Origin of the sequence: Halobacillus halophilus DSM 2266 (assembly GCF_000284515.1) — a bacterium.
Lineage (GTDB): Bacteria > Bacillota > Bacilli > Bacillales > Halobacillaceae > Halobacillus > Halobacillus halophilus.
Genome location: NC_017668.1, coordinates 709280 through 721581, shown reverse-complemented (window position 1 = coordinate 721581; position 12302 = coordinate 709280). Strand labels below are relative to the sequence as shown.

Annotated in this window: 13 protein-coding genes; 5 read left to right on the top strand and 8 right to left on the bottom strand. The window is 44.5% G+C overall.

All coding sequences use genetic code 11. The annotated features are described in order from the left end of the window. Nucleotides 1-10 precede the first annotated feature (10 nt). Together HBHAL_RS03580 and HBHAL_RS03575 are read right to left on the bottom strand one after the other, a co-directional pair. The gene (locus HBHAL_RS03580) at nucleotides 11-790 is read right to left on the bottom strand and encodes an ABC transporter ATP-binding protein (protein ID WP_014641980.1); all 780 of its coding nucleotides are present in this window, start codon (nucleotides 788-790) and stop codon (nucleotides 11-13) included. A 16-nt stretch (nucleotides 791-806) separates the two neighbouring features. Further along, nucleotides 807-1628 carry an ABC transporter permease gene (locus tag HBHAL_RS03575; RefSeq protein WP_014641979.1) on the bottom strand — a complete coding sequence of 274 codons (822 nt, stop codon included), beginning with the start codon at nucleotides 1626-1628 and terminating at the stop codon, nucleotides 807-809. 888 nt (nucleotides 1629-2516) lie between these two features. Here HBHAL_RS03575 and HBHAL_RS20320 point away from each other — a divergent pair. The 3 genes from HBHAL_RS20320 to HBHAL_RS03560 are packed head-to-tail and all read left to right on the top strand — an operon-like array spanning nucleotide 2517 to nucleotide 6471. After that, nucleotides 2517-3080, top strand: coding sequence for a glycerol-3-phosphate acyltransferase (locus HBHAL_RS20320; protein WP_014641978.1), 564 nt, complete (start codon nucleotides 2517-2519; stop codon nucleotides 3078-3080). Then, a complete protein-coding gene (locus HBHAL_RS03565; RefSeq protein WP_014641977.1) occupies nucleotides 3077-4678 on the top strand; it encodes a GNAT family N-acetyltransferase in 1602 nt (533 codons plus the stop codon). The genes HBHAL_RS20320 and HBHAL_RS03565 overlap by 4 nt, the downstream gene beginning before the upstream one ends. After that, entirely contained in the window at nucleotides 4675-6471 is a 1797-nt protein-coding gene (locus HBHAL_RS03560) for an LTA synthase family protein (protein WP_014641976.1), read from the top strand. Before HBHAL_RS03565 ends, HBHAL_RS03560 begins: the two co-directional genes overlap by 4 nt. Before the next feature lie 878 nt (nucleotides 6472-7349). On the opposite strand, the gene HBHAL_RS03555 is transcribed toward HBHAL_RS03560, so the two are convergent. The 4 genes from HBHAL_RS03555 to HBHAL_RS03540 are packed head-to-tail and all read right to left on the bottom strand — an operon-like array spanning nucleotide 7350 to nucleotide 10078. Beyond that, entirely contained in the window at nucleotides 7350-8057 is a 708-nt protein-coding gene (locus HBHAL_RS03555) for a hypothetical protein (protein WP_014641975.1), read from the bottom strand. Continuing rightward, nucleotides 8054-8806: a hypothetical protein gene (locus tag HBHAL_RS03550; RefSeq protein ID WP_014641974.1), complete on the bottom strand. Its 753-nt coding sequence runs from the start codon at nucleotides 8804-8806 to the stop codon at nucleotides 8054-8056. Before HBHAL_RS03550 ends, HBHAL_RS03555 begins: the two co-directional genes overlap by 4 nt. Further along, entirely contained in the window at nucleotides 8790-9695 is a 906-nt protein-coding gene (locus tag HBHAL_RS03545; protein WP_014641973.1) for an ATP-binding cassette domain-containing protein, read from the bottom strand. The genes HBHAL_RS03550 and HBHAL_RS03545 overlap by 17 nt, the downstream gene beginning before the upstream one ends. A 2-nt stretch (nucleotides 9696-9697) precedes the next feature. Then, nucleotides 9698-10078: a GntR family transcriptional regulator gene (locus HBHAL_RS03540; protein ID WP_014641972.1), complete on the bottom strand. Its 381-nt coding sequence runs from the start codon at nucleotides 10076-10078 to the stop codon at nucleotides 9698-9700. 140 nt (nucleotides 10079-10218) lie between these two features. Here HBHAL_RS03540 and HBHAL_RS21335 point away from each other — a divergent pair, with 140 nt between their 5' ends. Together HBHAL_RS21335 and HBHAL_RS03535 are read left to right on the top strand one after the other, a co-directional pair. After that, entirely contained in the window at nucleotides 10219-10356 is a 138-nt protein-coding gene (locus HBHAL_RS21335; RefSeq protein WP_158512343.1) for a hypothetical protein, read from the top strand. After that, nucleotides 10326-10829, top strand: coding sequence for a hypothetical protein (locus HBHAL_RS03535; RefSeq protein ID WP_014641971.1), 504 nt, complete (start codon nucleotides 10326-10328; stop codon nucleotides 10827-10829). Before HBHAL_RS21335 ends, HBHAL_RS03535 begins: the two co-directional genes overlap by 31 nt. 180 nt (nucleotides 10830-11009) lie before the next feature. Here the strand turns inward: HBHAL_RS03535 and HBHAL_RS03530 are convergent, their stop codons facing one another. Next, nucleotides 11010-11357, bottom strand: a complete 348-nt coding sequence (locus tag HBHAL_RS03530; protein WP_014641970.1) for a hypothetical protein — start codon at nucleotides 11355-11357, stop codon at nucleotides 11010-11012. Nucleotides 11358-11449: 92 nt separating this feature from the next. Further along, nucleotides 11450-12205: an SDR family NAD(P)-dependent oxidoreductase gene (locus tag HBHAL_RS03525; protein ID WP_197536712.1), complete on the bottom strand. Its 756-nt coding sequence runs from the start codon at nucleotides 12203-12205 to the stop codon at nucleotides 11450-11452. Between the last annotated feature and the right edge of the window lie 97 nt (nucleotides 12206-12302).

The window sequence follows — 12302 nt, the reverse complement described above, 5'->3', positions numbered from 1 at the left end:
TTTCCCCTTCCTACATTCTTGATCCTTGAACCTCATCCTGAAGATGCTTCCAGATTTCCACAAAACTTGAAGCAAGATCGGCGTTTGCCCTCACCTCTTCCATCGTGCGTGGTCGCGGCATGTCGATCCTTTTTTCCTTTACAAGTGTGCCAGGCTGTGAACTCATAAGCACAATACGGTCGCTCAATAATAAAGCTTCGTCAATGCTGTGGGTTATAAATAAGACCGTCTTTTTGGTTTCACTCCAAATACTTAATAGCTCTTCCTGCAAAATAAATTTGTTTTGTTCATCTAAGGCAGCGAACGGTTCATCCATCAGCAGAATTTCCGGATCATTAGCAAACGCCCGTGCAATACTGACCCGCTGCTTCATCCCACCGGAAAGTTCTTTTGGATAAAGAGTAGAAAATTGCTCAAGCCCTACTTTTTCTAAGTAGTAATCCGTCCGCTCCTTAATGTAGCCTTTGGGAAGATGTCTCATCTTCAAACCAAACGCTACATTTTCTCTGACAGTCAGCCATGGAATCACACCGCGTTCCTGAAAGACCATAGACTGAAGCGGGCGTTCCTCTTTTTCCCGGGAAATGATAAACTCCCCGGTGCTTGGAGTTTCAAGCCCTGCCAGAATTCTGAGCAGGGTCGTTTTCCCACAGCCGCTTGGACCAAGAAGACAGACAAATTCCCCGTCTTTAATATCCAGATTCACCCCTTTTAAAGCGGTGACACTGGAGCCTTTCTTGTAAAAAACTTTGGTTAAATCCTTAATTGAAATCTTTGCTGAATGACTCATAGACGTCCTCCTCTGTTTATCTCCATGGCAGCAGTTTATTTTGACAGCCTCTCAGGATTAATGAGAACAAGTAGCCAAAGAATGAGATCAGCACCAGGCCGACATACATTTCTTTTAACAAAAAGGCGTTATAGGACGTCCAGATTAGATAACCAATCCCGGAATTCGCACCCATCATTTCAGCAGCCACTATTGTAAGAAGAGCAATGGCCTGCCCCATCTGAATTCCTTCAATCATGACAGGTAAAGCTCCAGGAAGTGCGATTTTAAAAAAGAACTGACGGGAATTCGCTCCATAGTTCCGGGCTACGTCTAAATAAATACGATCAATGGTAATAACTCCGGCAACGGTATTGATAATAACCGGAAAAAATACACTCCCGGCGATGGTCACAATTTTGGAGACTTCTCCTATTCCGAACAGAATTAAAATAATTGGTAATAAAGCAAGCGTTGGAATCGGCATAAGGGCCATAATTAACGGGGAGAAAAAATGCCTCAGCGGAGAATACAGCCCCATCAGCAGTCCAAGAATGATGGCCGGGATCACGCCAAGCAAAAATCCTGCCATTATGCGAAACAGTGATATTCCTATATGTTCAAATAATTCACCACTTGTCCCCATCGTAATAAACGTGCCTACAATTTCTGTGGGAGGCGGAAAAAAACGTGCATCTACGAGGCCGGTTCTTGATAAAAATTCCCATAAAATCAGGATGAAGATCGGTGATGATATTGTAAGTAGCTGCTTCAACCGGCTTTTCAGCTGTCGTCTTTTCCATTCTTCTTTTTCAACCGTGAGCGGATCGTGTTCTCTATTGTGCAATCTTTCCTTCATTCTTCACCACCTCTATGGCAATCATATGTGCCTCTGCCTATATGTGTGAATGGAAGGGCAGATTTATCCCAGCACTCCCCGCTCCTCATAACCTTGCCAAACGTTGCACTACGAGAGGCTTTAAACTGCATCTATTGTGTGCTTGCAAGAGGTTTGTCAAAGGGAAGTGGGGGTACGTATTAAGAAATAAACCGGCCACCTTCCCACAGCTTATTAAACTAAAGGGCCGGATTGTGGAAGACTCAGTTTCGAGATACTTTTATGACAAGAAAGGTCCTGCGGGGGATGATTCGCTTTCCGCGGGCATGTGCTGAGCCTCCTCAGTCTTCGACTTCCGGGGTCTCACCGATCATGTTTATCCCGCAGGAGTCTTCATCATCCCCCTCCGGACCTGGCCAAATCAGAAGCTCGAAACCACTTTAACTCGTAAGGAATTAGACCAGGTGGTTCTGTACCTATTTTTAAGGGTATAACGATGCACAATAGCCTGTTATAAAAGCGTTTAATGCAGATTAAGGAGAAGAACTTTCATCTTCTGGAAGGGTCCGTTCGCAACATTATAGCGGGGTTGGTGGGGAAATGGCGAGACTCCCATGGGAGAAGGGACTAGGTGAGATCCCGCAAGGAGTGAAACGAGCGAGGAAGCTTACCGTTCCCCCATAGGAAAGCGAGTTATTTCCCCACCAGCCCTTGTCCATCTAACGTAAAGGACCCATTTATCTCGAAACTGAGTCTTACAGAAAAGGGAGCTTATCTTTAACATGCGATACTGAGATTTAATAGAGGCAAATTCTAAAAAAGAAGAAATTCTGACGGTTTTCGTCACCTTCTCCCTTTACCAGAAACTTCAAGATGGTAAAATATGAGCAGATAGGAAGGTGTTGTAACGTGTGGATCGTGATTTGCTACTTCATTGCAAATATAAACGGAGCCTATATGGTGACCAAATGGCAGAAAGGTGCGGACATCCGTACTCTTGGAAGTGGCACGGGCGGGGCAAGAAACGCAGGACGTGTACTGGGGAAGCCAGCTTTTGTATGGACGGTGGTTATTGATGCACTAAAAGTAATTCTGCCTTTAAGCCTGTTCCTATACTTATCGGCCTCTCCTATCATCATTGGATTCTCAGTTATCGCCTTAATTACAGGGCATATATGGCCGCTGCTTTTAAAAGGAAGGGGCGGCAAGGGTATAGTCGTCTATTTGGCAGCCCTTCTGATGCTTGAACCTCTAGGCCTGATTCTATTCGGACTTATCGCCTTCATAGCAAGTATTACCCCTATGCCATTTTCAAAAGTAATGATTGCCGCAATGGCAATTCCCCCGCTTCTGACGATCTGGCAGGGGGACCTATGGGTTGGTCTATGCCTGGGTATTGGATACTGCCTGGTCGTTATAGCCCATACCCTCCCTGTACACCCCCGTTTGTCAATAAAGGAGGAACAGATATGACAAAACAGTCTATACAATATAAAACTGCTGACTCAAAGGAAGAATACAGACAAATTCATGAATTGAACTATCAAACGTTTGTAGAAGAAATCCCCCAGCATGAAGAGAATGAAAACCGCAAGCTGGTGGATCGTTTTCACGACGAAAATACATATATCATTGCAAAAGAAAACGAAAGAATTATCGGTATGATCGCCGTCCGGGCAACGCGCCCCTTTTCTCTAGACCAGAAACTCCCTAATCTTGACAGCTATCTGCATGGGGTCGATGCTCCTTGCGAAATTCGTCTACTTTCCATCCATCCGGAATACCGGAAAGGTTCTGTTTTCTTTGGACTCATTGACCAATTGATTCGATACTGTCTCAGGGAGAACTACGATGCAGCCTTAATCTCTGGAACGGAACGTGAATGGAAGCTGTACCTGAAGTTAGGTTTTAAACCTTTCGGCCCCATGACAGGTCAAGAAGGTGCTAAATTTCAGCCAATGAAACTCACGAAGGATCGTTTTGTCAAAGCTACTCAGGCCTTCCACCGGATATTGGCCCGATATGAACCGATTTCTTTTCTATCTGGGCCAGTACCTGTAAAAAATGAAGTGAAAGAGGCATTGGCAGCCCCTCCCCTGTCTCATCGAACCGGGGCTTTTATCGAGCGAATGAAAAAGGTGCGTAACTCTCTTACAGAGCGGACAAATGCCAGATACGTCATGGTGTCCGTGGGTACAGGAACACTTGCTAATGACGTCGTTGCCCAGCAAATTAAACAGTTGGACAAGACTGGGCTTATTCTCTCAAATGGTGAATTCGGCGACCGGTTGATGGACCATGCCCACCGGACAGGGCTTGATTTTTACAGGATGCAGAAAGCGTGGAACGAACCGATCGATTTGAACCGTGTTCGTGACTTTTTGAAAGAACACCCTTCCATTGGATGGATCTGGTGTGTCCATTGCGAAACTTCTACCGGATATTTATTTGATGTCGAAGAACTGAAAAAAATAGCAGACTATGAAAATGTAAAACTCTGTCTGGATGCCTGCAGTTCCCTGGGCGCCGATCCGCTTGATCTTTCTGGTGTTCATATTGCTTCCAGTGTCAGCGGGAAAGCTCTTGCCTCTTACCCTGGACTTGCGATCGTCTTTCACAACTATGTACCGGTACCGGACCCGGATATTCCAAAATACCTGGACCTTGGCGTTTACGATTCGAATCAGAGCATCCCGTACACCCACTCTACCAACCTGGTTCATGCTCTTGAGGCATCTCTGACTTCGGGCGATGAACGTCCTCTTGGGGCGTTCATGATGGAACTTCGAAATGTGCTGGGTAACCAGGGATTAAAGGTTCTTGGTGATCACAGCTATTCAAACGGGATTGTTACGATTGCCCTCCCGGATTACATTTCCCAGCAGAGTTTTGGGGACAGATTAAAGAAAAACGGGATTTTCATTAACTACGAAAGCAGCTATTTGGCTAGACGAAACTGGGTACAGATTGCGCTAATGGGTGACGTGGATTCAAACCACCTCCTTCGACTCGGGGAAGTTATAAACCGTGTCTTGAGTTCTGAAAATCTCCTAAAGGTGAAGCAGTCGTGAAAAAAGCCTATTGGATTGCCTTGTTTTACTGGCTGAAAACAACAGCCGTTATGTATGTCGCTTTCCAGATGTCGCCGCCTGGACTCATCGATCATTTGTTGTTAATTTTCAGCTCGCTCGGGCCCCTGCTGCTTTGGTTCGGGCTCTCATTTTTCTTTTTCAAACGCCTGCATCCATGGGTATTAATAGGATTAATGTTTTTAACCACCTTTTTCCTTTATGCTCATTTAATTTATTATCGTTTTTATGAAGACTTTCTCACCCTTCCTATTTTGCTTCAGGTAGGCAACGTGGGAGGACTTAGTCAGAGTACATGGACGCTTATTTCACCTTGGGATTTGTTTTTTGCTATTGACTTAGTTGTAATTGGCTGGTGGTTAATTAAGAGAGGATCCTTCACGATTCCATCTAAGGAGAAAAAGCAATACGCGGGAAGTGCGGCGGGTATTACACTTGTTCTCCTAGCAGCTTCCTGGTGGCATTCTCCCCACCTTTTTCAGGAAAACTATAATCGTGATAAAGTCGTGACCTCGATCAGCATCTATGCGTATCAATGGTTTGATATTGCCTACAGCATCACGGCCCCGCTGCAGAAGGTTACGGCGGACGAATCAGCTGATGGATCTGTGGAAGAGTTTGTATCAGAAAAAGACTCTTTAAAGACAGAATGGTTTGGCCGGGCAGAGGGAAAGAATGTAGTATTTATCACACTGGAATCTGTACAAAACTTCGTGATTGATACCGAAGTAAAGGGCGAACCCGTTACTCCTTTTTTAAATGAATTAAAAGATGATAGTCTTTACTTTTCCAACCTGTACGATCAGGCTTCTCAAGGCAAAAGCTCGGACGCAGAATTCATGGTGGATACTGGCTTATATCCTCTCGACGGTGGTTCTGTCTTCGTACGCCGGCCCCATAATACGTTTAACGGCCTGCCAGAACTTTTAAAAGACTATCAGACTACTGTTTTTCACGGAAACGTAAGAACTTTTTGGAATCGTGAACAAATGTATGATTCCCTGGGCTATGACCAGTTTATTTCCAAACAGGATTATGAGATTAACAAAGAAAACCAGATTAATTACGGAATAGAAGATAAATCTTTTTTCAGACAATCGATCCCGTATATGAAGCAATTAAATGAGCCTTATATGACGAAGTTTATTACCCTTACGAATCACTTTCCATTTTTACTGGACGAGAAGGACCGCAGCCTTCCTCTAGCGGATACATCGGAGCCGGTTGTAAATCGGTACTTAACTACGGTTCGGTACTTGGATGAATCGATTCGTCAGCTTTTTCAATCGTTAAAAGAAGAAGGGATGTATCAGGATACGATGTTTGTGCTGTTCGGGGACCATTACGGTATCTCTAAGGAATATGAAGACGGGGTACATGAGCTTCTCGATCAACCCGATACGGCGCTTTCTCATACCACGAACCAGCGTGTTCCTCTGCTTATTCATATTCCTGGAATGGAAGGAAAAACAATTGATACGTTAGGCGGGCAAATTGACATCCGCTCTACTGTTCTCCATTTGCTCGGGAAGCAAACAGAAAATTACATGAGTTTCAGCCATAATCTTCTAGCTGGCGAAAAAGAAGAGTTTGTCGCTTTCCGTGATGGTGATTTTATTACGCCTTCCTACCTCTTCCAGGATGGCATTTGTTCTAAAACAGACAGCAGCCAGCCTGTAAATGCTTCGCATTGCAAAGAAGGCCGGGAAAAGGCACGTGAAAAGCTTAAATTGTCCGATCACATTATCAAAGGAGACCTGCTTCGTTTTAAATAATGGCTCGGTTAAAGCCCAAGGCTGATATTCAAGATAAGCTCCCTTTTCTGTAAGACTCAGTTTCGAGATATTTAGGATGAGAGGACAGTCCTTTGGGGGATGATTTCGCTTTCCGTGGGAATGCGCGGAGCCTCCTCAGGCTTCGCCTTACGGGGTCTCCCCTGTCATTTTCATCCCACAGGAGTCTACATCATCCCCCTCCGGACTTTGCCAAATCAGAAGATCGAAACCGCTTTATCCTTTTATCAGGCTGAAACTATGGGATAGAGCCTGTTATATAAGCATTCCAGCCAGGTTAAGGAGAACAGAATTCTCTTTTTCCGAAGGGGCCGTTCTTCCTAATCAAGCTGGGGCTGGTGGGGAAATGGCGAGACTCCCTGGATGAAAGCGGAAGCACCTTGGTCAGCGGCGTATGGACTGGACTGAACTGGCGGAGATAAAGAAAACACGAAGAGCGGAGCGATTCGATGTTGCCTTATCGTACAGAAGTGAGGGAAGTCTCACTAGACGCTAGGTGCTGGAGCTGGATAGCACTCTATGACGTTTAGGCATTGATGTATTACTCCCTCCTTATGAAGTGTAAGAACGGGAGAAGGAATCAGGTGAGATCCCGCAGGGAGTGAAACGAGCGAGGAAGCTCCTGGTAAAAAGGTGGATCGACTAAAGTCGCCACTTCCTGTGGCATCGTCGTTCGACCCCACGTCGTGTAGGGCCATAGGAAAGCGAGTTATTTCCCCACCAGCCCCCTCCTCACAGCGTAACGGGCCCAATTTATCTCGAAACTGAGTCTTCCACAATCCGGCCCTATTGCTTAATAAGTCTATTTACGTTAAATAAAACCTAAATAAGAAAAAGCCCCGCGAATCAGGGCTTTTCTTTTATTCCTTTACATATTCCACAGAATGGTAATCCGAAGACACATTAATGTCCTTAGGAACGCTCACATACAAGATATAAGTGCCCCACTCCATCTCACCTTCCATTATCCCATCCTTTTCCTCCGTAAACTGGGTGAATGGAAACGCCGGACTAAAAACAGTAAATGTACGGTCGGTCGTTTGAGTGAGAAGAAGATTCAGGCGTTGGTCTGCCATCCCGATCCTAAGCGGTAAATCATGATTCAGCACCGTTCCCTGGAGAGAAGCCGGAGTTGAATAAAAAGCAGCCGTAATTTGCTCACTATCGTTAGTTTGGTCCACCACAATAGTAAGTGCGCTCGGTGCTTCAATTTCTTCGCCAATCTCCAGCCGCTCATACTCATAATCAAAGCTCCACTCTTTTCGCAGGTATTTCTCGTTTATATCCGTAACTTCACCCGCTAGAGCTTTTTGATAGAGCTCTCTTCCTGTTTCTGAAATATTCCCCTCACTGTTATCGGAGCTTATGTTCTGCTCAGGGATAAAGAAAAAGAGAATAAAGCTAACGAGCAGGAGGCACACATAGCCTCCAAATACCCATACCGGGGTCTTAGCTGACAAGTGGGTACTTCGGGCTTTGCTTTTTCTATAATTCATTACAATTAAAGACCCGAATAAAACTATAAAGAACGTAATGGGCAGAAGACCAATCAATAGAGCGTCCATCATTTCTTCACCTCCAATTGGTCCGAAATCCACAACGCAATCGTGAAGACAAGGGCGGCACTTGCCACTACTTTAGCTGCAAATAGTAGAAACAAAGATTCTTGAAAATAGAATTCAAACATGAACGCTGGAAGATTCCAGTTTTCTGTGCTTGATAAATACTGAAGTCCTCCAAAAAACAAGACAGGAAGTAAAACCACAAACACACGGTGAACCTGGACGATGATCCCGGCTAAATAACCAAGAGAACTGAACAGGAAAACGAGCAGAATCATAGCCAACACACCCTCAGTAAACGTTAACGGTCCGGACGCGAGCCCTGTACCTATAACCTCCTTGTTTCCTAAAATAAAATAGACTACCACTTTAAGTAAGAAACTGGCCATAATCGCAGTCAGACCGCCGATAACACTTACTGTAGCGATGAAAGCAACGGAAGACATGTTGCTGCTGAAGCGGTTGGTAATAAAAGCAAAATCATCCTCCCGATAAGCTTTCGTGGTCATAAGAAGGGCACTCATGAAGCCCCAGAAAAAGGTGAAAATGATGATCATATCCGCTGAATAATAATTAATATTGAGGTCCAGACCAAAGGTGCCAAGGCTTCGAGAACCGACCCCATTCAACGAGAACAGCAGTCCTAGCAATTGTACAGTGACAAGAGAGGTGAGAATCCCCATATAAGCTTTCAGTTTATAGTGATATTGTTTACCAATCACCTCCCTGGTGCTTACTTCAGTTAAGGATGTCATCTAAAGTCCCCCCTTTTTGAGATTCTGAAGAAGTTAAGTAGATACATAGATCACTAGCGGAAACGCCTGAAAATTGAATTCCTTCACGCTTCATTTCCTGTTTCTCTTTCTGAGAAAAATTATTTCTGGTAACGATATACTCGTCACCCATCCCAAAAGGTTCCGTATAAATAGTTTTGCGATCGGCGAAATACGGTGCCAGTATTTCACGCTTCCCTTTCAACCCTATCGCAAGCTCTCTGAGCTCTTCGATCGACATGTGAAGCACTTTCTCCCCCTGGTCCAGCAGCAGTACCTCTTCCAATTGATCCTCCACTTCTTCTAAATGATGAGTGGATAGGAGGATCGTACGTGGATAAGCGAGATAGTCCTTAAGTAATATCCGGTAAAAATCCTTGCGAACGGCCGCATCCATGCCTGTAGTCGGTTCATCAAATATAGTGAGTGGACAGCGGGCCGCAAGTCCGACAATCATATTGAAGGTGCTTTCTTTCCCTTTTGATAGATTTTTATGGTATTCCTTTTTATGAAACCCAAAGTAATCAAATAAATGCCATGCCAGTTCCTCATTCCAATGTTCATAAAACTCGCCGGCCTCCACCAGAATGTCTGCCAGGGAAAGAGCTGTTGGAAAGTTCATTTGGTCATCAATAAAGATAGAATTGGCAGATACGAGCAGACTGTTAAACGGGCGGTTAGAAAATACCTTCACTTCTCCGGATGTTTCCTTAAGCATGCCGCTTAAAATCTTCATGAGTGTTGTCTTACCTGCACCATTTCTTCCGACCAGTCCAACCAGTTTATTCTCTCCAATTGTGCAGCAAAGCTGATCCAGAGCTTTAAACCCCCGGTAAGCTTTCGTTAATTGCCTGCATTCAATGATGTTCATTCTTATCCCCCTTTGTTTCTACTTCTTGTTTCCTTTATCAGTGAAATTAGTTCTGTTTCTGCCATATCGAGCCGTTCAGCCTCTTGAATAAGATCCTCGACCATACTCTTTAGTGTATGGTTTATTCGCTTGTCCTTGATGATTTTTATCGCCTCGGAGGACACGAACTTTCCAATACCTCGCTTATCATAAAGAATCCCTTCCTCCGCAAGCTTTGTGAGCCCTTTGGCGGCTGTCGCCGGATTAATGTTATACATATCCGCAAGCTTATATTGAGAATAAACCTTCTCGTCCTCCGGCAGATCGCCGTTTAGGATTTCATTTTCGATCCATTCAGCTATCTGCAAATAAATCGGCTTCGTTCCGTCGGTATTAAGAATCACATGCTCCCCTTCCTCTCTGAATTGGTGCATTAGTGTTGTAATGTAGTATATTACTGTTACTTCCAAAAATCAACTTGGACTAAAACATTTTTCTATGAAACTTATTCGTATGGATCAGCGTATTACTAAGAGGAAATAAGTTGGATAATTATGAAAAAAATACTTTCCATCCTATTTGCCGCAGTTATTCTTATCTCGCTTCCACTGACAAGTCGAACCACGAGCAGTACCAGAAAGATTTCAACTTATGGAAAAAGACCGTCAAACAAGAGGATTAACCGCCCTTATTGGAACCCTTGCCATTCTATTTGGTATTTATCAATTGTTTCCCTGGATGATCCTATACATCATTGCTGGAGCCTTGTTACTGGTAACGGCATTTGCTTATCGCCCGCATACGATTAAAGGTAAAAAGATTCAGATGCAATGGAAAAAACTGCTGCAGACAGAGAGCGACCGAGGGTCTTTAACTGATGATGAACAACTTCGCATTTTTCTTTATGAGCTTGGCACAGGACATAGAAAAGTAGAAAATGAGCCCGAGGCTCGAAACCGCTCACTCTCCAGTATGGAAACGCACACACCGGCTGCCCCCAATGATATGATGCTCTTTATTATCCTTGCTGCTTCACTGCAATCAAGCTTCAGCGAAGCGGATCAAACCATCTCGGCTGCAGCTGCAGCCAGCGCAAACGCTGGCGGAGGCGGAGCTGGTGTTGGCGGCAGCGGCGGGGGATCAGGGGCATTTTAGATGTTAGCAGCATAAAAAAGCTCGGAGTGTGTTTTTACTCCGAGCTTTCTTGATTTGTGTATGGAGTCTTTTTAAGAAACCTAGACAGCTCCTCTTACACACGATGAAGAGGTTATGAACTCAGTCCGTTATGCTAGTAAGAAAAGTGAACCAACACTTGCCCAGGGGGCTATGCAGCCTTCAGGGCAGTTCTGGTTCACTTTTTATTTTCTCATTCTTTTTCGATTGAGCTTTGCCTCCGAGGTAGTCCTGAAGAGCTCTCTTTATTTCCGCTGCCGTGGCGTTATCTTTAAGCTCACCAGAAGCTTTCAGCATTTCAATGATTTCCTCATCGTTAGCTATCATACTTTTACGAGAATTTTCTCCGGGTAGATTCGTGGAGGATTCTTCGTTCTCTAATACCTCTTCTTCTATGCTTTCTACAGGATTCTCCTGAGGCGGCTCAATTGGCTGTCTATTTTCGCAGCCGTAACCGCCGGCCCCGAGCAGGATTCCGAGCATCAGCAACCTGAACTTCCTGTGTCTCATTGAACGCCCTCCCGTACATGGATTTTAATCTCCTATATAGAATTAGACGTTCCGTTTGGAGAAAGGTTACTTAGAAAAAGAGTTGAACTTCATTAAACCCCAAATGTATTTCCTCCATTCACAGAAATCGATTGTCCGGTAATAAATTGAGAATCATCAGATGCCAAGAAAACAACTGAACTAGCTATGTCTTCAGGTTTCCCCATACGCCGAAGAGGCAGCTGACTGCTGTAACCCTCCAGGGTAGAAGGATCTACCTCCCCGTGTCTCTCTACAGGAATAAAACCTGGATTAACAAGGTTCACATTAATACCGTGCGGTCCAAGTTCATTTGCCCAGGAACGGGTCATGCCAATCATGGCTGATTTAGCTGTTACATAGTTTGAGAAATTGGCATTTCCAAGCTGTACAACTTCACTGCCAATATTAATAATACGGCCGTATTGGTTCTCCTTCATGCCAGGCATAACTGCTTTTGTTAGAATTAATGGCGCTTTAACAAAAAACTGAAGCTGATCCATGTACGTTTCCCAAGTATTTTCTTCAAGGGAGTACTCCGGCTGAGGTCCTGAAGCATTATTAACGACAATATCTATATTCTCACCATATGATTCCTGAACCTTACGAACGAGCTCGTTCACGGAGTCCTCATCGGTTATATCAGCCTGTACAGCGATGGCTTCTCCGTCTTTCCCCCTGATTTCATCCACGGTTTCATTGGCCGGGTCCGGATTACTTCCGTAGTTCACCACCACTCGTGCTCCTTCAGCAGCAAGATGTTTACTAATGACTTTCCCGAGTCCTCTTGACCCACCTGTAACTAGTGCTATTTTTCCTTCTAATTTCATTCGCCTCATCCTTTCTCCTGTTCCCTTCCCTTTTGTTTAGGCAGTCATTCTTAAAATTTCTAATAGGATCGATGTAACATCCCAGACATATTTGTAA